Genomic DNA, 21,269 nt, shown 5'->3' on the forward strand with positions numbered 1-21,269 from the left:
ACCCTCTCCCCGGAGGGGAGAGGGGACTTCGAATGCAGACCCCCTGTCATACCTCCCGTCAGCCGTTGACGGAGCGGGCCGCCGGTTTCCCCGGCGGCCCGTTTCCATTTTGAGCCGGCTTACTCGGCGCCCGGAACGCCCTTGGAGGTCGAGTATTCGAAGTGCAGCGCCTCGCCCGGATGGACCAGCGGGTGGATGGCGTGGGCCGCCTGCGCCGCCTCGGAGAAGCCGCAGAGGATCAGCTTCAGCTTGCCGGGGTAGGTGGCGATGTCGCCGATGGCGTAGACGCCGGGGGCGCTGGTGGCGCAGCCGGGCAGGCTGACGCCGATGTGGCTACGCTCCAGGTTCAGGCCCCACTCGGCGATCGGCCCCAGATTCATCGACAGGCCGAAGAAGGCGAGCAGCGCGTCGGCCGGCAGGTCCTTCTCCTCGCCGTCCAGCGTGGCGACGCGCACGGCGGACAGCTGGCCGTTCTCGCCCACCAGACCGGAGAGCTGATAGGGCACCACCATCTCCACCTTGCCCTCGCGGACCAGGACGTCCATGCGGGCGACGCTTTCCGGGGCGGCGCGGAACTTGGGCCGGCGGTGGACGACATAGACCTTCTCCGCCACGTCGGCCAGCGACAGCGTCCAGTCCACGGCGGAGTCGCCGCCGCCGGCGATCACCACGCGCTTGCCGGCGAAGTCCTGCTTGCGCCGGACCATGTAGAAGACCGACGTGCCCTCATATTGCTCCAGCCCGTCCAGCGGCGGGCGGTTGGGGCCGAAGGCGCCGCAGCCGGCGGCGATGATCACCGCCTGGGTGTCGATGCGGGTGCCGATGCTGGTCTCCACCAGCCAGCGCCCGTCGTCCGTCCGGGTCAGCTTCTCGACCTGCTGGCCCAGGTGAAAGGTCGGGCTGAAGGGGGCAGCCTGCTCCGCCAGCCGGTCGATCAGGTCGGCGGCCTCGATGGCCGGGTGGGCCGGGATGTCGTAGATCGGCTTTTCCGGGTACAGCGCGGTGCACTGCCCGCCCACCATGTCCAGCGCGTCCACCACATGGCATCGCATCTTCAGCATGCCGCATTCGAACACGGCGAAGAGACCGACGGGGCCGGCGCCGACGATGACGACGTCGGTGCGATGGACGGTGTGCGACATGGGACGCGCTGCCTTGTGCAAACAGGGGGAACGAAGACGCCTTCAATTGTCCGGTTTCGCGCGCCCGGTCAACCCCGCCCTGCACGGGGAGGGCGAACGGCGCGCGCAAAATGGGTGCGGTCCCGCCGATTTCCTTCTGGGCGTGCGGTCGCGGTGGGGTAGGATTTGCCCGTTTTCCCCGTGCCGGAGCGGCCGCAATGAAGGATTGGCGATGAAGGAGCTGCGCTGCCTCGTGTTCACCGACCAGGAGGTCGTGAAGGCCGTGCTCGACCGCCGCCGCCGGATGCGCGAGCCGTTGCCCAACGGCACGGTCGGCACGGTCACCTACCGCCCCGGCCAGCCCGGCGGCGGCGGAGTGGAGACGCTGATCCAGGTCACCGGGGACGAGGGCGACGACCGCAGCATGACCCTGCACGAGTCCGAGGTCGCGGCGGCGCTGGTATCCTACTGCATGGGCCGCAAGATCCCCCTGCCCGTCGAGTCCGACAAGATGATCCACATCATCAACGGCGCCCTGACGCTGATGATCACCATGAACTTCAAGAAGCCCCCCCGTCTGGTGGAGGACCGCAGCGAGGCGACGGAGCCGCCCCCCACTCCCGGTCCGGTGCCGCGCAAGGCCGCCTCGCGACGTTGATTAGACCGCATCCAGTGACATGACCCAGACCGATTCCATCCCCAACGCGCGCGCCGTGGTGCTGCCGAGCGAGGACGCGACCGCCGCGTTGGCCCGCCGCTTGGCCGCGGCGCTGGCGCCCGGCGACCTCGTGGCCCTGCGCGGCGACCTGGGCGCCGGCAAGTCCGCCCTGTGCCGCGCCCTGATCCGCGCCGTGACGGAGGAGGACGCCGAGGTGCCCTCCCCCACTTTCACGTTGGTCCAGACCTACGAGACGGACATCGGCCCGGTCTGGCATTTCGACCTCTACCGCCTGTCCGGCCCCGACGAGGTGACCGAGCTGGGCTGGGACGAGGCCCGCGCCGAGGCCGTCCTGCTGGTGGAATGGCCGGACCGGCTGGGGCCGCTGCTGCCCGCCGACCGTCTCGACGTCGCGATGAGCTTCGCCAGTCCCAGCGAGCGCCGCGCCACCCTGACCGGCCATGGCGTCTGGGAAGCGCGCTTGCACGCCCTCGACCTCACCGGGCTGGAGCGGCCGTCGTGACCGACCGCGCGTCGCAGATCGCCGCCTTCCTCGTCCGCCACGGGCTGGAGGGAGCCAAGCGCGAGCCGCTGGCCGGCGACGCCTCGGCGCGCCGCTACGAGCGCCTGAGGACGCCGGACGGCGGGACGCTGATCCTGGTCGACACCCCCGCCCCGGCGGAGGATCTGGTGCCCTTCATCGCCATCGGTGCGACGCTGGACCGGCTGGGCTTTTCCGTCCCCGCCATCCTGGCGGCGGAGGTCGAGGCGGGGCTGGCCCTCCAGGAGGATTTCGGCGACGGCACCCTGACCCGCCTGCTGAACGCCGGAGAGGAGCCGCGCCCGCTCTACGAACTGGCGACCGACGTTCTGATCGAGCTGCACCGCCGCTTCCCGGTGGAGGAGGCGGCCTGCCTGAATCTGCCGCTCTACGACGCGGCCCTGTTCACCCAGCAGGTGGCGCTGTTCGCCGACGTCTACCTGCCCGCGGCGACGGGAAAGCCCCTGTCGGACAAGGCCCGGTCCGACTTCGACGCGGCCTGGGCCGCCGTCGTTCCGGAGGCGTGCGCCGGGCCGCAGTCGCTGCTGCTGCGCGATTACCATGTGGACAACGTGATGCGGCTGCCCCGGCCCGGCCTGCGGGCGGCGGGGCTGATCGACTACCAGAGCGCCGGGCTCGGCCCCGTCGCCTACGATCTGGTGTCGCTGCTGGAGGACGCCCGCCGCGACCTGCCCGCCGGGCTGGAGGGCGTGCTGCTCGACCGCTACCGCGCCGCCTTCCCGGATCGGGACTGGGACGCCTTCCGCCGCTCCTACGCGGTGCTGGGCGCGATCCGGCACACCCGCATCGTCGCCATCTTCGTGCGTCTGGCGTTGCAGCGCCGACGCGGCTATCTCCTTCACCTGCCGCGCGTCTGGCGGCTTCTGGACGGCCAGCTCGCCAAGCCCGAACTGGCCCCGGTCGCCGACTGGTTCGCCCGTCATCTGCCGCCGGGAACCCGCGCGGAGCTTGTCGTTCCGGAGCCGGATTGATTATGTCGCCTGTCTCGAAGAAGACCCGTACCAAGACCATGCCCGCCCCGTCCGCCGCCGTCCCGCAGAAGGCCATGGTGATGGCCGCCGGGCTGGGCCTGCGCATGCGCCCGCTGACCCTGGAGCGCCCGAAGCCCCTGATCCCGGTGATGGGCAAGCCGATGCTCGACCACGCGCTCGACCGGCTGGAGGAGGCCGGGGTCGCCTCCGCCGTGGTCAACAGCCACTACAAGGGCGACATGATCGCCGCCCATCTGGCCGGGCGCACCGTCCCGGCCATAACCCTGTCGCCGGAGGACACGCTTCTGGAGACCGGCGGCGGCGTGAAGAAGGCGCTGCCCCTGCTCGGCATCGACCCGGTCTATGTGGTCAACGCCGACATCCTGTGGCTCGACGGCCCTTCCCCCACGCTGGCGCGGCTGGCCCGCCACTGGAACCCGGACGAGATGGACGCGCTCCTGCTGCTGATGGCGACCACCAAGGCGGTGGGCTACGAGGGGCGCGGCGATTACCACATGGACCCGCTGGGCCGGCTGACCCGGCGCGGCGAGCAGGAGATCGCCCCCTTCGTCTACGCCGGCGTCCAGATCGTGAAACCGGAACTGTTCGGGCAGGACACGCCGGACGGCGCCTTCTCCACCAACCGCGTCTGGGACCGCGCGCAGGAGGCCGGGCGCCTCTTCGGCCTCGCCCATGACGGGCTGTGGTTCCACATCGGCACCCCCGACGCGCTGGCCGAGACGGAGGAGATGCTGTCGATGAGCGACGTGTCGGTGGTCACCACCTGACCGGCCGCCGGACCGGCCGCCCAGCCGCCCCTTTGTGAGAATTTTTGTATTCCTTGACGCTTTGTGGTCTCATTGCCCCACATCTAGTATCCTCGCGCGTCTGACGATACAGCTTCCGGGGCAGGCATGAGCGGCAGGGCGGAGCCCAAGGTCTATTCGATTCCCACCGGCGTGTCCTTCGTGGACCAGCTCGCCGCGGGCATCCTGGACCGCGTGGGGAACGACCCGCTGGCGCTGGCCGGGGTGACTGTCCTGCTGCCGACGCGCCGCTCCTGCCGCTCGCTGCGCGAGGCCTTCCTGCGCCGCTCCGGCGGGCAGCCGATGCTTCTCCCGCGGATGAGCCCGCTGGGCGAGTTGGACGCCGCCTCGCTCAGCCTGACCTCGGCGGAGGAGCTGCCCGGCGTGCCGCTGGAGCTTCCGGACCCGATCAGCGGGCTGAAGCGCCAGATGATGCTGGCCCGGCTGATCCTCCAGGCGACCGGCGTGTCGGCCACCACCGCGCAGGCGGTCCGGCTGGGCGCCGACCTCGGCCGGCTGATCGACGCGGTGTGGACGGAAAACGTCGCCTTCGACCGGTTGGCCTCGCTGGTGCCGGAGGATTATGCCCAGCACTGGCAGGTGACGCTGGAGTTCCTGAAGATCGTCACCGAGCACTGGCCCGCCATCCTCGGCGCCAGCGCGCTGACCGACCCGGCGCAGCGCCGCAACCTCGTGCTCCAGACGCAAGCCGCGCTCTGGCGGGCGGAGCCGCCGCAGGGGCTGGTCATCGCCGCCGGCTCCACCGGCTCCATCCCGGCCTCCGCCGACCTGCTGGCCGTGGTCGCTGCCCTGCCGCAGGGCGCCGTCGTGCTGCCCGGCCTCGACCTGGAGGCCGACGAGGCGAGCTGGGACGCCATCCGCGCCGACGAGGCGCACCCGCAACACGGCCTCGCCCATCTGCTCGACCGGCTGTCGGTCGGCCGCGCCGCCGTCCGCCGCTGGAACGACGCGGAGGAGCCGCGGGCCGCCCGCGCCCGCCTGCTGGCCGAGGCCATGCGCCCCGCCGCCACCACGGAAAGTTGGCGGGAGCTGGACGGGCTGGACGCTGCGGCCCTGGAGGGGCTGACCCGGATCGACGCCCCGACCGCCGAGGAGGAGGCGTCGGTCATCGCGCTCCTGCTGCGCCACGCGCTGGAGACGCCGGGCAAGACGGCGGCGCTGGTCTCCCCCGACCGCAACCTCGCGCGCCGGGTCGCCATGGCGCTGACCCGCTGGGGCATCGCGGTCAACGACTCGGCGGGCCAGCCGCTGGTCCACACCGCGGTCGGCACCTATCTGCGGCTGACCGCCGAGCTGGCCGCCAGCCGCGCCCACCCGCTGGCCCTGTTGGCGCTCGCCAAGCACCCGCTGACCGCCGGCGGCCACGACCCGGCGGAGTTCCGCCGCTCCGCCCGCGCTCTGGAGCGCACCGTGCTGCGCGGCCCCCGCCCGGCGGAGGGCTTCGCCGGGCTGATCGCCGCGCTGAAGGCCACCGAACGGTTCGACCACCCGGACCAGCAGGCCGCCCTGCTCGGCTGGCTGGAAAATCTGGAAACGCTCGCCGCCCCCTTCATGGAGGTGCTGTTCAGCGACGCCCCGCTCGGCGACCTCATCCGCGCCCACGTCGCCTTCGCGGAGGCGCTGGCCTCGCGCACCGACGCGCCGGGGTCGGAGTTCCTGTGGCGGCAGGACGACGGCGAGGAGGCCGCGACCTTCGTCCATGAGCTGCTGGAGGCGACGGAGGGTTTCCCCACCGTGCCCGGCAAGGACTATCCGGCGCTGCTCGACGCGCTGATGGCGATGCGCCCGGTGCGCCCGCGCTTTCACCTTCATCCGCGCCTCTACATCCTTGGCCCGATGGAATCGCGCCTTCAACGTTTCGACCTGCTGATCCTCGGCGGGCTGAACGAGGGGACCTGGCCGCCCGACCCCGACGCCGATCCCTGGATGTCGCGCCCGATGCGCCGTGACTTCGGCCTGCCCAGCCCGGAGCGCATGGTCGGCCTGTCCGCGCACGACTTCACCCAAGCTTGCGGTGCCGAAGAGGTCGTTCTGACCCGCGCGGAGCGGGTGGACGGCACGCCGACCGTCCCGTCGCGCTGGCTGCTGCGGCTGGAGACGGTGCTGCGCGCGCTGGGTCTGGACGGGCGGATCGAGCTGGCCGGCGAGCCCTGGCTGGCCTGGGCGCGCGGGCTGGACGAGCCGGACGCCGTGCGCCCCGTCGCCCCGCCGGAGCCGCGCCCGCCGGTGTCCGCCCGCCCGCGCAAGCTGTCGGTCACCAAGATCGAGAAGTGGATGCGCGACCCCTACGCCATCTACGCCGAGCATGTGCTGCGGCTGCGCAAGCTCGACCCCATCGCCGCCGACCCCGGCGCCGCCGACCGCGGCCAGTTCATCCACGCGGCGCTGGACGCTTTCGTGAAGGCGTACCCCAGCCAACTGCCCGACGACGCGCTGCACCGGCTGCTGGCGATGGGGCGCGAGTCCTTCGGCCCGCTGCTGCACAGCCATCCCGACGTCTGGGCCTTCTGGTGGCCGCGCTTCGAGCGCATCGCCGAGTGGTTCGTCGGGCAGGAGCGCGACCGCCGCCGCACCCTGAAGCCCCTCGCCACCGAGGTGTCGGGCGAATTGATGCTGAGCGGCCCCGCCGGCCCCTTCCTGCTGACCGCCAAGGCCGACCGCATCGATTCGGGCGGCGAGGGGCTGGTCCTGATCGACTACAAGACCGGCACCCCGCCCTCGACCCGCGAGATCGAGCTGGGCTTCGCCCCGCAGCTGCCGCTGGAGGCCGCCATGGCCGAGGCCGGCGGCTTTGCCGGAGTCGCGAAGAACCGGGTCGCGGAGCTGGCCTTCTGGCGCCTGTCCGGCGGCGACCCGCCGGGCGAGGAGAAGGCGGTGAAGGGCGACCCGGCGACTCTGGCGGCCGAGGCCCGCGCCGGTCTGGAGGAGCTGATCCGCCATTTCGACGACCCCGCCACCCCCTACCGCTCCTGCCCCCGCCCGGCCATGGCCCCGCGCTACACCGACTACGCCCACCTCGCGCGGGTGCAGGAATGGTCGGCGGGTGGCGATGGGGGTGAGGGGTGATGCGCCCACGTCATAACCCCCACCCTAACCCTCCCCCGCTGGGCGGGGGAGGGAACGGCCGCCGCACGCTCCGAATGCCCTCCCCTGCCCAGCGGGGGAGGGAGGGGACCCATGCGCCGCATGGGGAGGGTGGGGGCAACGCCTCACACATGACGACCCGCCCATGACCGTCCTCGACTTCCCCGTCCGCGAGCTTCCGCTCGACCCCAACGTGGCGCAGCGGCTCGCCTCCGATCCGCTGTCGTCGGTGTGGGTGGGCGCCTCCGCCGGGTCCGGCAAGACGAAGGTGCTGACCGACCGCGTGCTGCGGCTGATGCTGTCCGGCACCGCGCCGGCGCGCATCCTCTGCCTGACCTTCACCAAGGCGGCAGCGGCGGAGATGTCCATCCGCATCAACCGCACGCTGGGCATCTGGGCGACCCTGCCCGACGAGGGGCTGGAGGACCGGCTCGCCGACCTCTGCGGCGAGCGGCCGAGCGCCGAGACCCGCACCATCGCCCGGCGGCTGTTCGCCCAGGTGGTGGATTGCCCGGGCGGCATGAAGATCCAGACCATCCACGCCTTCTGCCAGTCGCTGCTGCGCCGCTTCCCGCTGGAGGCCGGACTCGCCCCGCATTTCGAGGTGATGGACGAGCGCACCGCCGCCGGCCTGCTGACCGAGGCGCGGGACGAGGTGCTGCACGCCGGGCGCGCCGCGCCCGACAGCCCGCTCGGCAAGGCGATGGCCCGCCTGACCGCCGAGCTGAACGCCGAGGAATTCGCCGGCATCCTGGCCGAGCTGGCCAGCGAGCGCGGGCGCATCCAGCGCCTGTTCGAGAGCGTCCACGGGCTGGATGGCGCGGTGGACGCGGTCCACGAGGCGCTGGGCGTGCCGCCGGGCATCACCGAGGCCGCCATCCTGCGCGAGGCCTGCGCCGACCACGCCTTCGACGTCCCGGGGCTGCGCGACGCCTGCCGGGCGCTGTCCACCGGCAGCAAGACCGACGAGGAGCGCGGAGTCGGCATCCAGAGCTGGCTCGACGCCGCGGACAGCCGGGTCCGCGCCTTCCAGATCTACGCCCGCCATTTCCTGACGGCGGAGGGCGGCGCGCGCAAGACCCTGATCACCAAGAAGCCGGCAACCGCCTTCCCCGCCGCCCTGACGGCGCTGGAGCGCGAGGCGGAGCGGCTCGTTTCGCTGATGAAACGGGTTCGCTCGGCCGGAGTCGCCGCCTCCACCACCGCCCTGCTGACGCTGGCCGAGGCGCTTCTGCACGCCTACGAGGCGAAGAAGACGGCCAAGGCGCTGCTCGACTACGACGACCTGATCCTGTCGGCCAACGCCCTGCTGCGCGGCAAGGACGGCGTTCCCGCCGTGCCGTGGGTGCTGTTCAAGCTGGACGGCGGGCTGGACCACATCCTGATCGACGAGGCGCAGGACACCAACCCGGAGCAGTGGCAGGTCGTCGGCTCAATCGCCGAGGAGTTCTTCGCCGGCCTCAGCGCCCGTGACGGGGGCGAAACGACCCGCACCGTCTTCGCCGTGGGCGACGAGAAGCAGTCGATCTTCAGCTTCCAGCGCGCCGACCCCGCCGAATTCGCCCGGATGCGCCGCCATTTCCAGACCCGCGCCAAGGCCGCCGAGCGCGACTGGCACGCGGTGGCGCTGGACATCTCCTTCCGCTCCACCGCCACCGTGCTGCAAACCGTGGACGCGGTGTTCGGGCTGGACGGCGCCAAGGATGGTGTCGCTTCCGAAACGAGCCCGGTGATCCGCCACCGCGCCTTCCGCCGTGGTCACGCCGGTCTGGTCGAGCTGTGGCCCCCGGTGAAGCCGGTGGAGGCCGCCGACCCGCCCGCCTGGGCGCCGCCGGTGGAGCGCGAGACCGCCGATTCGCCGTCGGCCCGGCTGGCCGCGGTCATCGCCGATACCATCCGCGATTGGACCCAGCGCGGCGAGTCGCTCGAGTCGCGGGGCCGGCCGATCCAGCCCGGCGACGTCATGGTTCTGGTCCGCCGTCGCACCGCCTTCGTGACGGAGCTGGTGCGCGCCCTGAAGGACCGCGCCGTTCCGGTGGCCGGCGTCGACCGTATGGTGCTGACCGAACAGCTGGCGGTCATGGACCTGATGGCGCTGTGCGAGTTCCTGCTGCTGCCGGAAGACGACCTGACGCTGGCCACCGTCCTCAAGGGGCCGCTGATCGGGCTGACCGAGGATCAGCTGTTCGACCTCGCCCACGGGCGGCGCGGCACGCTGTGGCGGGCGCTGGTGGCCAAGGCGGAGGACGATCCCGCCTACCGACCGGCCCGCCGCTATCTGGGCGCCCAACTCGCCCGCACCGACTTCCTGGCGCCCTACGAGCTGTTCGCCGGGCTGCTCGCCGCCCCCTGCCCGGCCGACGAGGGCGGCTCGGGCCGCCGCGCCCTCCTGAAACGGCTCGGCCCCGACGCCCAGGACCCGCTGGACGAGTTCCTGGCCGTATGCCTGGCCTTCGAGAAGACCGAGCCGCCCTCGCTGCAGAATTTCCTGGCTTGGCTGGCGGCCAGCGAGGCGGAGATCAAGCGCGAGCTGGAGCAGGGCGGTGGACGCGTACGCATCATGACGGTGCACGGCTCCAAGGGTCTCCAGGCGCCCATCGTCTTCCTGCCCGACACGCTGGGCACGCCGACCCAGAGCCCGCCGATCCTCTGGCCCGACGAGGGCTGCGCCGTGCCGCTGTTCGCCGCCCGCCGCTCGCAGGAGGACGCGCTGTGCGCCGAGGCGCGCGCCCGCGCCAACCGCCGCCGCGACCAGGAGTACAGGCGCCTGCTGTACGTCGCGCTCACCCGCGCGGAGGACCGGCTGTACGTCTGCGGTTACCAGGGCAAGAAGGAGCCGTCGGAGGCCTGTTGGTACAAGCTGGTCGAGGCGGCGATGGGCGAGATCGGCGTGCCACACCCCTTCGACTTCTCCGCCCTCTGCCCGGACGGCTGGAGCGGCGAGGGCTGGCGGCTGGCCGACCCGCAGACCGCCGTGCCCAAGCCGGACGGCGCCGGGGCCGGTCGCGTGCTGGCGACGCAGGAGGCGCCGCCCTGGCTGACCGCCGCCGCGCCGGAGGAGCCGGAACCGTCGCGCCCCCTCACCCCCTCCCGCCCGGACGGCGACGAGCCGGCGATGCGCTCGCCGCTCGGCGAGGACGACGGCGCGCGCTTCAAGCGCGGCCTGCTGATCCACCGGCTGATGCAGACCCTGCCCGACCTGCCGCCCGACGCGCGGGAGGCCGCCGCCCGCCGCTACCTCGCCCGCCCCGGGCATGAGCTGACGGCGGAACGCCAGGATGAAATCGCATCCGAAACGATGCGCGTCCTGACCGACCCGCGCTTTTCCCGGCTGTTCGGCCCCAACTCCCGCGCCGAGGTGGAGGTGGTCGGTCTGGTGACCGGGCGCGCCCTGTCGGGCCGGATCGACCGGCTGGTGATCGAGGACGACGCGGTGTGGATCGTCGACTACAAGACCAACCGCCCGCCGCCCGTCCGGGCGGAGGACGTGCCGCCCGTCTATGTCCGCCAGATGGAGGCCTACCGCGCGGCGCTGCGCGCCATCTACCCGGAGAAGCGGGTGCGCTGCGTCCTGCTGTGGACGGATACCCCGGCGCTGATGGAGCTTCCGGAGTGAGGCGCGCGCGATAGTCCGCCGTGGGAACTTTTCACCCCCGGCCGCGTTGCACGGGGCGGCGGATTGGGTTGACGAGACCGCATTCGCGCCCCGGCTTGACCGGGAAGGGGGGTCGGTCATACATTTTGCCAAATTCCACCGATGAGGGATGGGTCCGCCGCCGGTGGAAAATCGGCGCGGCGGTGCCCCTGAACCCAGGCATAGAGGTCACATGAGCGATCCCATCAAGGTCACCGACGACAGCTTCGAGCAGGACGTGCTGAAGGCCGACGGTCCGGTCCTGGTCGATTTCTGGGCGGAGTGGTGCGGCCCCTGCAAGATGATTGCTCCCGCGCTCGACGACCTCGCCAAGGAGTATGGCGGCAAGGTCACCGTCGCCAAGCTGAACATCGACGACAACCCCGGCACCCCGACCAAGTACGGCGTGCGTGGCATCCCGACGCTGATGCTGTTCAAGAACGGCAACGTCGCCGCCACCAAGATCGGCGCCCTGCCGAAGACCGCCCTGTTCACGTGGGTCGACGAAGCTCTCTGAGCCCCGCTCCCCGGACAATCGAAAAGCCCCGCCCCTCCGGCGGGGCTTTTTGTTTGCGCGGCCTTGCGGCCTGTCGGAGACTGCGCGGGCCATGGCCTACCGACTGCCGCCCCTCAACACCCTGCGCCTGTTCGAGGCCGCCGGCCGCCACCAGAGTTTCAAGGCGGCGGCGGAAGAACTGCACCTGACCCCCAGCGCGGTCAGCCACGGCATCCAGACGCTTGAGGAATGGCTGGGGGTGGAGCTGTTCCTGCGCGGCAACCGCAGCCTGTCGCTGACCCCCGCCGGCCACGCCTATCTCCCCCGCGTGCGCGACGCGCTGCACGCGCTGGCGCTGGCGACGGAAAGCGTGCCGGGCCGCGCACCCAGCGGGCGGCTGTCGGTCAGCGCCGCCCCGACCTTCGCGTTGCGCTGGCTGATCCCCCGCCTGCCCACCTTCCAGGAGCGTCACCCGGCGATCACGGTGGCGCTGGACACCGCCCACCGGGTGGTCGAGTTCCCCCGCGACGGCATCGACGCCGGCATCCGGCTGGGCCGCGGCGACTGGCCCGGTCTGGCCGCGCTGAAGCTGATGGAGGAAGACCTCGTCCCGGTGGCCGCCCCCGCCCTGGCGGCGCGCATCGCCTGTCCCGCCGACCTCGCCGCCGTCCCGCTGCTCCACGTCGCCGACGTGTCGGAGGACTGGAGCGCCTGGGCCGAGGCCGCGGGCCTGCCCCCCGCGGCGCTGGACGACGGGCTGAAGCGCGGGTTGCGGCTGGACGCCATCCACATGGCGGTGGACGCCGCGGTGCGCGGGCTCGGCGTCATCATCGGGCGGCGCCCGACCGTCGATCCGGAGCTGGCGTCCGGCCAGCTGGTCGAGGTGATGGGGCCGCGCCTGCGCGCGAAAAGCGCCTATTGGCTGGTCACCGCCCGCGACAGCCTGCGCCGCCCGGAGGTCGCCGCCTTCCGCGCCTGGATGCGCGCGGAGTTCGCTCCGGGGACGATGAGCCGCTTCGGGTGAAAACCGCTCATCCGAGGGTGAAAAGCTCCCGTTTGCCGGAGCGCCGCTGGCGGCCCGATGCTGGGGCTTCCATCGCATCGGCCGGAGGCCACCATGACCCTGCACGCCCTCCCCCGCACCGCCCCGCCACCGGCGCGCCGCCTTCGCGCACTGCTGGCCTGGATCACCAATCTGCGCGAGCAGAGCCGCCAGCGCGATGCCCTGCTGTCCCTCTCTGATTACGAACTGCGGGACATCGGCATCACCCGCTACGACGCCGTGACCGAGGCGCGAAAGTCTCTCTGGCGCTGAGCCTTACCCCACCAGACGCCGGACCGTCCGCTCCACCGACCCGACGTAGGAGCCGCCGAACAGCCGCACATGCACCAGCAGCGGGTAAAGATTGTAGAGATCCCGCCGCAGTTCGAAGAAGCCTGGACGGAGAGGCCGGATCTCCCCATAGCGGCGGAAGAAGGCGTCCCCGAAGGTGCCGAACAGGGTGGTGAAGGCCAGCTCGACCTCCGCGTCGGCGTGGTGCAGCGCCGGGTCGATGAAGGCGGCCACCCGCCCGCCGCGGGCCAGCACATTCCCGCCCCACAGGTCGCCATGGATCAGCGAGGGCGGCCCCGGCTCCCCGATCAGCTCCGGCAGGCGGGCGGCGAGCCGCTCCAGCCCGGCCATCAGCCCGGCGTCGATGCGCCCCTCCTCCAGCGCCTTGCGGCCCATGTGCAGAAGGCGGCGGTCGCGGAAGAAGGCGATCCAATCCGCCGTCTCACCGTTCGGCTGGGGCAGCGGTCCGATCAGCGTGTCGCGCGGGAAGCCGTAACGCTCCGCCGTGACGCCGTGCAGGGCGGCGACCAGCTCCGCCGCGTGCGCCTCCACCGCCGGGGTGATGCCGCCGTCGGTGTCGATGCGGTCCATCACCAGCAGCCGGTCGTCGGCGTGATGCACCGCCGGCACCGGCAGGGCGGAGCGTTCGACCAGATGGCGCAGCATGAAGCCCTCCGGCTCCAGCCCCGTCCCGCTTCCGGAGGCGACCTTCGCCACCAGCCGCCGGCCGTCCGCCAGGGTCACGGCCCACAGCGCCGCGTTGTGCCCGTCGGCCAGCCGGTCGAGCGACCGGACCGGACCGCCCAGCGCCCGTTCCAACTCGGTCCGCAGGCTTGCAGAGCGGGTCACAGCCGGTCCCGCCGGATCGCCTCCAGCAGCCCCGCGGCCCCGGCCTCGCAGAGGTCCAGCACCTCGGTGAAGTGCAGCCCCTCGCCGTAATAGGGGTCGGGCACCTCGCGCTTCGGCGCGTCGGGAGCGTAGTCGAGGAACAGCGCGACCGTCGCCCGGCTGTCCGCCGGAGCCATGCGCCGCAACTGCGTCAGGTGCCCGCCGTCCATCGCCAGGATGTAGTCGAAGTCGGCGAAGTCCGCCGCGGTCACCTTGCGGGCGCGCAGGTCCGACAGATCCACGCCGCGGGCCTTGGCGGCGCGCTGGCTGCGCGGGTCGGGCGCCTCCCCCACGTGATAGCTGTGGGTGCCCGCCGAATCGGTGCCGATGCGGTCCGCCAAACCGGCTTGCCGAACCCGGTCGCGGAACACACCTTCCGCGGTGGGCGACCGGCAGATGTTGCCCGTGCACACGAACAGGACCTTGACCATACCGGCCTCCTCCTCTCTGGTCTCCGCATCCGAGATCTAGCAGCCGTTCCCCGAACCCGCCAGGGCGCCATGACCAACGCCATGATGAGCATCACCAACCATCTGAAGCCGACCGACTCCATCGTCATCCTGACCGGGGCGGGCATTTCCAAGGAATCCGGCCTGGACACCTTCCGCTGCGCCGACGGCATCTGGGCCAAGGTCGATCTGGAGGACGTCGCCACGCCGGAGGGCTTCGCCCGCGACCCGGTGCTGGTCCACCGCTTCTACAACGACCGGCGGCGCGGCCTGCGCGACCCCGCGGTGCAGCCGAACGCCGCCCATGCCGCTTTGGCCGAGTTGGAGCGGCGCTGGAAAGGCGACCTGCTGCTGGTCACCCAGAACATCGACGACCTGCACGAGCGCGCCGGGTCGCACACGCTGATCCACATGCATGGGGAGCTGAACGCGGTCTTCTGCCGCCACTGCCGCAGCAAGGTGGAGCAGTGGACCGGCGACCTGTCGGTGGAGGACGTCTGCCCGTCCTGCGCCCGCAAGGGCGGCATGCGCCCCGACGTGGTGTGGTTCGGCGAGATGCCCTACCAGATGGAGCGGATCTACCGCGCGCTGGGCGCCTGCGACCTGTTCGTCTCCATCGGCACCTCCGGCAACGTCTATCCCGCCGCCGGCTTCGTGGCCGAGGCGCGCAACGCCGGCGCCCTGACCGTGGAGCTGAACCTGGAGCCGTCGGCGGGCGCCAGCCTGTTCGCGGACTCCGTCAACGGCCCGGCGACCGAGCTGGTCCCGGCCTTCGTGCGCGAGTTGCTGAACCTTTGAGCGACGACCTGGAGATCCTGTTCGAACAGGCCCGCGCCTGCCGGCTGTGCGCGGGGGTGTTGCCGCACGGCTGCCGCCCGGTGCTGCGCGGCAGCCCGTCCTCCCGCCTGCTGATCGTCGGGCAGGCGCCGGGGGCGCGGGTGCACGCCAGCGGCATTCCCTGGAACGACCCGTCCGGCGACCGGCTGCGCCAGTGGCTGGCCATGGACCGCACGGCCTTCTACGACGAGAGCCGGATCGCCATCGTCCCCATGGGACTCTGCTACCCCGGCACGGCGCCGAAGGGCGGCGATTACCCGCCGCGCCCGGAATGCGCCCCGCTCTGGCACCCGCCGCTGCGCGCCGCCCTGACCGGGGTGCGGCTGACCCTGCTGGTCGGCGGCTACGCCCAGGCTTACTATCTGGGAAACCGCCGGCGGCGGACGATGACCGACACGGTGGCGGCGTGGCGGGACTATCTGCCGGAGTTCCTGCCCCTGCCCCACCCGAGCTGGCGCAACACCGCTTGGCTGAAGAAGAATCCCTGGTTCGACGCGGAGCTGGTGCCCGCGCTGCGCCGCCGCGTGGCGGACACCCTGGGCGCCCTGGACGGGTGACTCATCCCTCCATGGCCTCGATGCGCTCCATGTCCTCGTCCGACAGGCCGAAATGGTGGCCGATCTCATGGATCAGGACGTGGCGGACGATGGCGAACAGGTCCTCGCCCGTCTCGCACCAGTAGTCCAGGATCGGGCGGCGGTAGAGGAAGATCATGTCCGGCCCGCTGCGCAGGTCGGCGACGCTCTGCCGCGTCATATCGACGCCCCGGTAGAGGCCGAGCAGGTCGAAGGGACTCTCCAACTCCATCTCGCGCTCGGTCTCCTCGTCGGGGAAATCCTCGACATGGATCGACAGATTGGCGATCGGGGCCAGGAGTTCTCGCGGAATCGTCTCCAGCGCGTCCTCGGCCATCCGCTCGAGGTCGGGGGTGGAGGGGGGAACGGTGTGGGTGTGTGCCGGTTTGCGCATCATACCGGTGAAGGTAGCGTTGCTTGCCGCCCAGGCCAAGCGGCGCTAAACCGGAAGACGGACCGGAACACCGATTTGATCCACAATCGATCCGTGTCCGTTACGCCTTGCACAGACCAACCAATTACAGGCCAACCAACTACAGGCCAACCAACAATGGGGGAAGGAATGTCGGACAAGCTGGTGGGCGCCAAGCGGCAGACCGCGCTGAAGGAACTGCATGGCTGGGCGGAGGTGCTGGAGCGCGACGCGATCCGCAAGACCTACCATTTCCCCGACTTCCCCGCCGCCTGGGGCTTCATGAGCCAGGTCGCCCTGCTGGCGGAGCGGACGAACCACCATCCGGAATGGTTCAACGACATGGGCCGGGTGGAGATCATCCTGTGCACCCGCAGCGCCGACGGCCTGACCCAGGCCGACGTCGATTTCGCCCACCGCGTGGACCAGATCGCCCCGAACCGCGACCGCTGAAGTCTCCCCTCGCCCGTCCCGGGAGAGGGAGGGGCCCGCCGCGAAGCGGTGGGAGGGTGAGGGTACCGCCAAGGATCAGTGCCTCAATCCTCGTACGACCCTCACCCGCCCGCTGCGCGGGCACCCTCTCCCGAGGCGGGAGAGGGACTGGAGAGTCAGGCCGGTTCCAGAACCACCTTCACATCCGCCGGGCGCCCGAAGAAGGGGGCGGTGGTGACCAGCAGCGGGCAGCCGGCGGCGGCGTAAGCCGCCGCGTTGTCCTCCGTCACGCCGCCCGCCGCCGCGACGACCGGCGGGCGCGGCAGGCCGCGCGTCGCCTCGACCACGGCGCGGGCCTCCTCCGGCGTGCGCTTCTCCAGTTGCAGCACGTCGGCCCCGGCCCGGGCGAAGGCGATGGCGTCCGCCACCGTGTCGACCTCGACCACGATCTTCTTTTCCGGCGCCCGGCGGCGCAGGTCGGCGATCCACGCCTCGGGCCGACCGGACAGGAAGGCGCGGTGTTCAGCGAAGACCAGGATCGTTTCCGACAGGCCCAGCCGGTGCATCACCGCCCCGCCGGCCAGCACGGCCTTGACCGACAGGTCCTTGGCGCCGGGAAAGTTCTTGCGGGTGCAGGCGACGGTCACTCCGGGCGCGGCCTCGACGATGCGGCGGGCGCGGGAGGCGATGCCGGAGGCGTATTCGACCAGCGTCTGCGCCACCTTCCAGCCGCGGTGCAGGGCGCCCGCCGGTCCGTGCCCCTCCAGGAAGGGCGCCCCGGCCTCGACCTCCGTGCCGCTGGGCCGGAAAGCGGTCACCGTGCCGCCGGCCTTTTCGATCAGGCGGGCGGCTTCCTCCGTCCCGGCCAGCACCATGGCGCCGCGCGCCGTGAACCGGATGCGCGCCGGGGCGGCGGCGATGCCCAGCGAGTCGGTGGTCAGGTCGCCGTAGGGAACGTCCTGGGCGAGAAGCGCGTCGAGCGCGGCATCGGACAGGACGATCATCGGCGGTTCCCTTCTTCGTGCTAAAGCCACCCGCGGCGGCGGAAGTACCAGAGCGGCACGACGGCGGACAGCACCATCATCACGATGGCCATGGGATAGCCGAAGTCCCAGTCCAGCTCGGGCATGTGGTGGAAGTTCATGCCGTAGGCCGACGCGATCAGGGTCGGCGGCATCAGCGCCACGGAGACGACCGAGAAGATCTTGATGATCGCGTTCTGCTCGATGTTGATCAGGCCGAGCGTGGCGTCGAGCAGGAAGTTCGCCTCGTGCGCCAGGAAGCCGGCGTGCTCGTTCAGGGACCGCAGGTCGCGCGTCAGGGTCTTCAGAGCGGCCTTCTGCTCCTTGGTCAGCCGCCCGGCGGCGACGGAGGAGAGGAAGGCGACCAGCCGGTCCAGCCCGGCGAGGCTGTCGCGCACCTTGTGCGTCAGGTCGCCGGCCCGCCCGATGCCGCGCAGCACGTCCTGCAGCTCGTCCGGCTTCTTGGAGCTTCCGACCCCCTTGCTGTTCAGCGAGTCGGTGAAGATGCGCGCGGACAGCCCGTCGATGCGGGCGCCGATCAGCTCCAGCACGTCGGCCACCCGGTCGATCACCGCGTCCAGGATGCCCAGCAGCGCGTCCTCGGCGCTGGCCAGAAGCTCCGGCTGGCGGCTGGTCCGCGCGGCGAAGGTGGCGACGGAGCGCGGCTCGGTGAAGCGCACCGTGATCATGTGCCGGGGGGTCAGGACGAAGGTGACCTCGCCCTGCTCCGGCATCGGCGAATCGGCCCGCGCGATCACCGAGGAGGTGAGGTAGACGGCCTCCCCCTCGGTGTAGAGCTGGCTCGACGCCTCGATTTCCTTCATTTCCTCGCGCGTCGGCAGGTCGCAGCCGGTGACGGCGCCGACATGCGCGCGCTCCGCCTCGTCGGGGCGGAGAAGATCGATCCACACCGTGTTGGGCGGCAGCGGCTCGCCGAGGGCGAGCGGCTGCTCGACCACGCGGCCGCCCACCCGGGCGTGGACCGTGATCATGCAAGGGCCTCGGCGGGGACCGGGGCGCCGGCGGCGCGGCAGGCGGCGGCCAGCGTGTTGAGCATCAGGCAAGCGATGGTCATCGGCCCGACGCCGCCCGGCACCGGGGTGATGGCGCCGGCGACCTTGACGGCCTCGTCATAGGCGACGTCGCCGACCAGCTTGGTCTTGCCCGGCTCGGTCGGGTGCGGCACCCGGTTGATGCCGACATCGATGACCACGGCGCCCGGCTTGATCCAGTCGCCGCGCACCATTTCCGGACGGCCCACCGCGGCGACCAGGATGTCGGCGCGGCGGCACTCGCCGGGCAGGTCCTGGGTGCGGGAATGGGCGACGGTGACCGTGCAGTCCTGCTGGAGCAGGAGCTGCGCCATCGGCTTGCCGACGATGTTGGAGCGGCCCAGCACCAGCGCCCGCTTGCCCTTCAGGTCGTTGCCCAGCGTGTCGCGGAGCAGCAGCAGGCTGCCCAGCGGGGTGCAGGGCACGATGGCGCCGGCGCCGCTGGTCGCCAGCAGGCCGGCGTTGACGACGTGGAAGCCGTCCGCGTCCTTTTCCGGGACGATGCGGGCCAGCACCTTTTGGGTGTCGATGTGCTTGGGCAGGGGAAGCTGGACCAGGATGCCGTGCACCGCCGGGTCGGCGTTCAACCGGTCGATCAGGGCCAGCAGCTCCGCCTCGCCGAGATCGGCCGGCATGTGGTGGTCGAAGCTGTTCATGCCGAGGTCGGCCAGGGCCTTTTCCTTAGACCGGACATAGACCTGGCTCGCCGGGTCCTCGCCCACCAGCACGACGGCGAGGCCGGGGGTGACGCCGTGGCTGGCCTTGAGCGCGGCCACACCCTCCGCCACGCGGGCGCGCAGCCCCGCGGCGAACGCCTTGCCGTCGATGATCCTCGCCTCAGCCATCGCTCTTCCCCGTATCAGGCTTTGCTGTTTCCACCAGCGCCGTCAGCCGGCGCATCAGGTCGGCCGGGTCGCCGGCCACATGGACAATCTTGTTCCGGTCGGTGGCGCCGGCCACCACCGTCAGGCTGGTCTTGGGCAGTTTCCACGCCTTGGCCAGCAGCTTCACCACCGCCTCGTTCGCCTTGCCGTTCTCCGGCACGGCGGTGACGGTCACCTTCAGGGCCGTTCCTCCGGACGCCGTGGCGGCCAGCCCGGCGATGGCGTTGCGCGACGCCTTGGGTGTCACCCGCAAGGCCAGCCGGACGCCGTCCGCCGCCATTTCCAAGGGAACGGCCTCGAAGGGATTCGCCATCAGAAGCGCGGCCAGTATTCCGCCATCAGGTTGCGGATGAAGAAGATCAGCAGGATCAGCGCGATCGGCGACAGGTCCAGCCCGCCCATGTTCGGAAGGACGCGGCGGATCGGGCGCAGCGCCGGTTCCGTGACGCGGTAGAGGAAGTCGCCGATGACATAGACCGCGCGGTTGCGGGTGTTGACGACGTTGAAGGCCACCAGCCAGCTCAGCACCGCCGAAGCGATGAGCAGCCACACATAGAGGCTGAGAACGGTGTCGATCAGCAGGTAGAGCGCAATCATGCCCGGCCCGTCCCTTTATTGTCCGATTTTGCGGGGCACCCTAAGCACAAGCGGCGAGTGCTGTCCAGTGCCGCGCGGCGGGCCATCGTCATGCCCTCGGCCATCCCCTTGCGCGCCACCGCCGATGCCCGCGCCGGGGTGCGTTCAGGGGGCTTGACAGGCCTTCTCCGCATCACCATTATCCGCCGCACGCCGGTAACGGTGTGTGGGGCCGTAGCTCAGCTGGGAGAGCGACGCGTTCGCAATGCGTAGGTCGGGAGTTCGATCCTCCTCGGCTCCACCAATCCTCCTCAAAACATTGATGCGACACAGGAATTCGCCCGGAAGCGGCGGAATTCCCCGCGGTGTGACACCGCCCTGTCGCACGCGGCGTCGACCGAATCGCCCCCACCCCCGGTTTAGGCTCGCTTCTACTCGAAGAAGTCTTCGTCCACACGCTTGATGTGCAGGGTTTCTTCGATCCGACAGCCGACCTCGTGGCGGATCATCAGCTTGGCCAGTTGGATGCCGTCGATCAGCACGATGCGGGTGCCGAGCCGGTCGGCCGTTTCCCGGGCTGAGGCGGTGAAGGCGGAGGTGGTGACGAAGAGCCCCTTGGTCGCCTTGAACAGGTTCAGGCTGCCGAAGAAATCACGGATCGCCCCGGCTCCGACGGTGTTCCCGTCGGCGTACCGCTTGGCCTGGACATAGACCCGATCCAGCCCAAGCGGGTCCTGGTCGATGATGCCGTCCACACCATCGTCACCCGATTTGCCGACCAGGGCCTTGTCGAGTTCCGTCACCGATCCGCCGTAGCCCATGGTGATCAGCAGACGGACCACGGTCTTCTCGAAGAAGGCCGGCGTTCCGGACCGCACTCGCTGGAGGATCTCCTCCGCCAACGACGCCTCAATCCGCAGATGGGCCTGTCGCATCACCTCATCGGGGGTCAGAGCGCTTTCGGCAACCGAAAGGACGACCTCGGCAGCCTCAGTCGCTCCGACGTCGGCATCGCGGAAACCTTTGAAGCTCGGAAATTGCTCCAGGAACCGGATGGTGATCTTTTCCGGCGGCGCCGTCAGCACATTCCGGCCCTCTGGAGTGATGCGGAAGTGAGCCCGCCGGGTCATTTCGACCAACCCAGCCTTGTTAAGGTAACTCTTCGCCCAATGGACCCGGTTGGCGAAGGTCGTCTGCCGCCCCGATGGCAAAAGCTGGGCTCGCTCCTCGTCGGTCAAGGCGAAGACGTCGGCAAGCTGATCCACCACATCGCCGATGCGGACCTCACCACCCCCGGCGGCGGTCTTCAGCACGGGGAGCATCAGGGTCTGAAAATCGGGAACACCCATCGCGAGCCCAACGTCTCTTCAAAAGTGTACAAGTCGGCGACACTCTATCAGACCGGGTGCCGCAGGCAACGCTGTTCCGGATCGCAACGGCGCCACGTGAGGCGTCG

General features: G+C 71.0%; 22 protein-coding genes and 1 tRNA gene. 13 read left to right on the plus strand and 10 right to left on the minus strand.

Annotated features, from left to right (window positions below):
• Positions 1-119 precede the first annotated feature (119 nt).
• Positions 120-1,142 (minus strand): NAD(P)/FAD-dependent oxidoreductase, encoded by a 1,023-nt coding sequence (locus FHW79_RS01795; protein WP_183177394.1) that lies wholly within the window; start codon positions 1,140-1,142, stop codon positions 120-122.
• 211 nt (positions 1,143-1,353) lie between these two features.
• On the opposite strand from FHW79_RS01795, the gene FHW79_RS01800 reads away from it, so the two are divergent.
• The 9 genes from FHW79_RS01800 (at position 1,354) to FHW79_RS01840 (ending at position 12,668) form a co-directional block, all read left to right on the plus strand.
• On the plus strand, positions 1,354-1,779 hold the full coding sequence (locus FHW79_RS01800; protein ID WP_183177395.1) for a hypothetical protein: 426 nt from the start codon (positions 1,354-1,356) through the stop codon (positions 1,777-1,779).
• A gap of 19 nt (positions 1,780-1,798) precedes the next feature.
• Entirely contained in the window at positions 1,799-2,302 is a 504-nt protein-coding gene (gene tsaE / locus FHW79_RS01805) for a tRNA (adenosine(37)-N6)-threonylcarbamoyltransferase complex ATPase subunit type 1 TsaE (protein WP_183177396.1), read from the plus strand.
• The gene (locus FHW79_RS01810; protein ID WP_348984021.1) at positions 2,299-3,312 is read left to right on the plus strand and encodes a phosphotransferase; all 1,014 of its coding nucleotides are present in this window, start codon (positions 2,299-2,301) and stop codon (positions 3,310-3,312) included. Before tsaE ends, FHW79_RS01810 begins: the two co-directional genes overlap by 4 nt.
• 2 nt (positions 3,313-3,314) lie before the next feature.
• The gene (locus FHW79_RS01815; RefSeq protein WP_183177397.1) at positions 3,315-4,100 is read left to right on the plus strand and encodes a nucleotidyltransferase family protein; all 786 of its coding nucleotides are present in this window, start codon (positions 3,315-3,317) and stop codon (positions 4,098-4,100) included.
• A 126-nt stretch (positions 4,101-4,226) separates the two neighbouring features.
• Positions 4,227-7,205 (plus strand): double-strand break repair protein AddB, encoded by a 2,979-nt coding sequence (addB, locus tag FHW79_RS01820; protein ID WP_183177398.1) that lies wholly within the window; start codon positions 4,227-4,229, stop codon positions 7,203-7,205.
• A gap of 163 nt (positions 7,206-7,368) precedes the next feature.
• Entirely contained in the window at positions 7,369-10,839 is a 3,471-nt protein-coding gene (gene addA, locus FHW79_RS01825; protein ID WP_183177399.1) for a double-strand break repair helicase AddA, read from the plus strand.
• Between the two features lie 211 nt (positions 10,840-11,050).
• Entirely contained in the window at positions 11,051-11,374 is a 324-nt protein-coding gene (trxA, locus tag FHW79_RS01830; RefSeq protein ID WP_014238663.1) for a thioredoxin TrxA, read from the plus strand.
• Positions 11,375-11,465: 91 nt separating this feature from the next.
• Positions 11,466-12,377: a transcriptional regulator GcvA gene (gene gcvA / locus FHW79_RS01835; protein ID WP_183177400.1), complete on the plus strand. Its 912-nt coding sequence runs from the start codon at positions 11,466-11,468 to the stop codon at positions 12,375-12,377.
• A 93-nt stretch (positions 12,378-12,470) separates the two neighbouring features.
• Positions 12,471-12,668 (plus strand): DUF1127 domain-containing protein, encoded by a 198-nt coding sequence (locus tag FHW79_RS01840; RefSeq protein ID WP_183177401.1) that lies wholly within the window; start codon positions 12,471-12,473, stop codon positions 12,666-12,668.
• A 3-nt stretch (positions 12,669-12,671) separates the two neighbouring features.
• On the opposite strand, the gene FHW79_RS01845 is transcribed toward FHW79_RS01840, so the two are convergent.
• The gene (locus FHW79_RS01845) at positions 12,672-13,535 is read right to left on the minus strand and encodes a fructosamine kinase family protein (RefSeq protein WP_183177402.1); all 864 of its coding nucleotides are present in this window, start codon (positions 13,533-13,535) and stop codon (positions 12,672-12,674) included.
• Positions 13,532-14,005 carry a low molecular weight protein-tyrosine-phosphatase gene (locus tag FHW79_RS01850; protein WP_183177403.1) on the minus strand — a complete coding sequence of 158 codons (474 nt, stop codon included), beginning with the start codon at positions 14,003-14,005 and terminating at the stop codon, positions 13,532-13,534. The genes FHW79_RS01845 and FHW79_RS01850 overlap by 4 nt, the downstream gene beginning before the upstream one ends.
• A 69-nt stretch (positions 14,006-14,074) precedes the next feature.
• Here FHW79_RS01850 and cobB point away from each other — a divergent pair, with 69 nt between their 5' ends.
• Both cobB and FHW79_RS01860 read left to right on the plus strand, forming a co-directional pair.
• Positions 14,075-14,821, plus strand: coding sequence for a Sir2 family NAD+-dependent deacetylase (cobB, locus tag FHW79_RS01855; protein ID WP_183177404.1), 747 nt, complete (start codon positions 14,075-14,077; stop codon positions 14,819-14,821).
• Positions 14,818-15,417 carry a uracil-DNA glycosylase family protein gene (locus FHW79_RS01860; RefSeq protein ID WP_183177405.1) on the plus strand — a complete coding sequence of 200 codons (600 nt, stop codon included), beginning with the start codon at positions 14,818-14,820 and terminating at the stop codon, positions 15,415-15,417. The genes cobB and FHW79_RS01860 overlap by 4 nt, the downstream gene beginning before the upstream one ends.
• Position 15,418: 1 nt before the next feature.
• Here FHW79_RS01860 and FHW79_RS01865 read toward each other — a convergent pair whose 3' ends face one another.
• Entirely contained in the window at positions 15,419-15,832 is a 414-nt protein-coding gene (locus tag FHW79_RS01865; RefSeq protein WP_035669725.1) for a metallopeptidase family protein, read from the minus strand.
• A 165-nt stretch (positions 15,833-15,997) separates the two neighbouring features.
• On the opposite strand from FHW79_RS01865, the gene FHW79_RS01870 reads away from it, so the two are divergent.
• Positions 15,998-16,300, plus strand: coding sequence for a 4a-hydroxytetrahydrobiopterin dehydratase (locus FHW79_RS01870; RefSeq protein ID WP_014238670.1), 303 nt, complete (start codon positions 15,998-16,000; stop codon positions 16,298-16,300).
• Between the two features lie 155 nt (positions 16,301-16,455).
• On the opposite strand, the gene modD is transcribed toward FHW79_RS01870, so the two are convergent.
• The 5 genes from modD to FHW79_RS01895 are packed head-to-tail and all read right to left on the minus strand — an operon-like array spanning position 16,456 to position 19,834.
• Positions 16,456-17,283 carry a ModD protein gene (gene modD, locus FHW79_RS01875; RefSeq protein ID WP_183177406.1) on the minus strand — a complete coding sequence of 276 codons (828 nt, stop codon included), beginning with the start codon at positions 17,281-17,283 and terminating at the stop codon, positions 16,456-16,458.
• Between the two features lie 20 nt (positions 17,284-17,303).
• A complete protein-coding gene (locus tag FHW79_RS01880) occupies positions 17,304-18,293 on the minus strand; it encodes a magnesium transporter CorA family protein (RefSeq protein WP_035669719.1) in 990 nt (329 codons plus the stop codon).
• Positions 18,290-19,198 (minus strand): bifunctional methylenetetrahydrofolate dehydrogenase/methenyltetrahydrofolate cyclohydrolase FolD, encoded by a 909-nt coding sequence (folD, locus tag FHW79_RS01885; protein ID WP_183177407.1) that lies wholly within the window; start codon positions 19,196-19,198, stop codon positions 18,290-18,292. The genes FHW79_RS01880 and folD overlap by 4 nt, the downstream gene beginning before the upstream one ends.
• Positions 19,191-19,550, minus strand: coding sequence for a DUF167 family protein (locus FHW79_RS01890; RefSeq protein WP_183177408.1), 360 nt, complete (start codon positions 19,548-19,550; stop codon positions 19,191-19,193). Before FHW79_RS01890 ends, folD begins: the two co-directional genes overlap by 8 nt.
• Positions 19,550-19,834, minus strand: coding sequence for a YggT family protein (locus tag FHW79_RS01895; RefSeq protein ID WP_114857885.1), 285 nt, complete (start codon positions 19,832-19,834; stop codon positions 19,550-19,552). The genes FHW79_RS01890 and FHW79_RS01895 overlap by 1 nt, the downstream gene beginning before the upstream one ends.
• A 207-nt stretch (positions 19,835-20,041) precedes the next feature.
• On the opposite strand from FHW79_RS01895, the gene FHW79_RS01900 reads away from it, so the two are divergent.
• Positions 20,042-20,117 (plus strand) — tRNA-Ala (locus FHW79_RS01900).
• A gap of 127 nt (positions 20,118-20,244) precedes the next feature.
• Here the strand turns inward: FHW79_RS01900 and FHW79_RS01905 are convergent.
• Positions 20,245-21,162 carry a restriction endonuclease gene (locus tag FHW79_RS01905; protein ID WP_183177409.1) on the minus strand — a complete coding sequence of 306 codons (918 nt, stop codon included), beginning with the start codon at positions 21,160-21,162 and terminating at the stop codon, positions 20,245-20,247.
• Positions 21,163-21,269: the final 107 nt, after the last annotated feature.

It is taken from the genome of Azospirillum sp. OGB3 (genome assembly GCF_014192915.1).
Lineage (GTDB): Bacteria > Pseudomonadota > Alphaproteobacteria > Azospirillales > Azospirillaceae > Azospirillum.

What these genes read in the sequence shown, in the direction of transcription:
- FHW79_RS01795 (WP_183177394.1), bottom strand. Translation starts at nt 1,142, where the DNA reads ATGTCGCACACCGTCCATCGCACCGACGTCGTCATCGTCGGCGCCGGC.
- FHW79_RS01800 (WP_183177395.1), top strand. Translation starts at nt 1,354, where the DNA reads ATGAAGGAGCTGCGCTGCCTCGTGTTCACCGACCAGGAGGTCGTGAAG.
- tsaE (WP_183177396.1), top strand. Translation starts at nt 1,799, where the DNA reads ATGACCCAGACCGATTCCATCCCCAACGCGCGCGCCGTGGTGCTGCCG.
- FHW79_RS01815 (WP_183177397.1), top strand. Translation starts at nt 3,315, where the DNA reads ATGTCGCCTGTCTCGAAGAAGACCCGTACCAAGACCATGCCCGCCCCG.
- addB (WP_183177398.1), top strand. Translation starts at nt 4,227, where the DNA reads ATGAGCGGCAGGGCGGAGCCCAAGGTCTATTCGATTCCCACCGGCGTG.
- addA (WP_183177399.1), top strand. Translation starts at nt 7,369, where the DNA reads ATGACCGTCCTCGACTTCCCCGTCCGCGAGCTTCCGCTCGACCCCAAC.
- trxA (WP_014238663.1), top strand. Translation starts at nt 11,051, where the DNA reads ATGAGCGATCCCATCAAGGTCACCGACGACAGCTTCGAGCAGGACGTG.
- gcvA (WP_183177400.1), top strand. Translation starts at nt 11,466, where the DNA reads ATGGCCTACCGACTGCCGCCCCTCAACACCCTGCGCCTGTTCGAGGCC.
- FHW79_RS01840 (WP_183177401.1), top strand. Translation starts at nt 12,471, where the DNA reads ATGACCCTGCACGCCCTCCCCCGCACCGCCCCGCCACCGGCGCGCCGC.
- FHW79_RS01850 (WP_183177403.1), bottom strand. Translation starts at nt 14,005, where the DNA reads ATGGTCAAGGTCCTGTTCGTGTGCACGGGCAACATCTGCCGGTCGCCC.
- cobB (WP_183177404.1), top strand. Translation starts at nt 14,075, where the DNA reads ATGACCAACGCCATGATGAGCATCACCAACCATCTGAAGCCGACCGAC.
- FHW79_RS01865 (WP_035669725.1), bottom strand. Translation starts at nt 15,832, where the DNA reads ATGATGCGCAAACCGGCACACACCCACACCGTTCCCCCCTCCACCCCC.
- FHW79_RS01870 (WP_014238670.1), top strand. Translation starts at nt 15,998, where the DNA reads ATGTCGGACAAGCTGGTGGGCGCCAAGCGGCAGACCGCGCTGAAGGAA.
- modD (WP_183177406.1), bottom strand. Translation starts at nt 17,283, where the DNA reads ATGATCGTCCTGTCCGATGCCGCGCTCGACGCGCTTCTCGCCCAGGAC.
- FHW79_RS01880 (WP_035669719.1), bottom strand. Translation starts at nt 18,293, where the DNA reads ATGATCACGGTCCACGCCCGGGTGGGCGGCCGCGTGGTCGAGCAGCCG.
- folD (WP_183177407.1), bottom strand. Translation starts at nt 19,198, where the DNA reads ATGGCTGAGGCGAGGATCATCGACGGCAAGGCGTTCGCCGCGGGGCTG.
- FHW79_RS01890 (WP_183177408.1), bottom strand. Translation starts at nt 19,550, where the DNA reads ATGGCGAATCCCTTCGAGGCCGTTCCCTTGGAAATGGCGGCGGACGGC.
- FHW79_RS01895 (WP_114857885.1), bottom strand. Translation starts at nt 19,834, where the DNA reads ATGATTGCGCTCTACCTGCTGATCGACACCGTTCTCAGCCTCTATGTG.
- FHW79_RS01905 (WP_183177409.1), bottom strand. Translation starts at nt 21,162, where the DNA reads ATGGGTGTTCCCGATTTTCAGACCCTGATGCTCCCCGTGCTGAAGACC.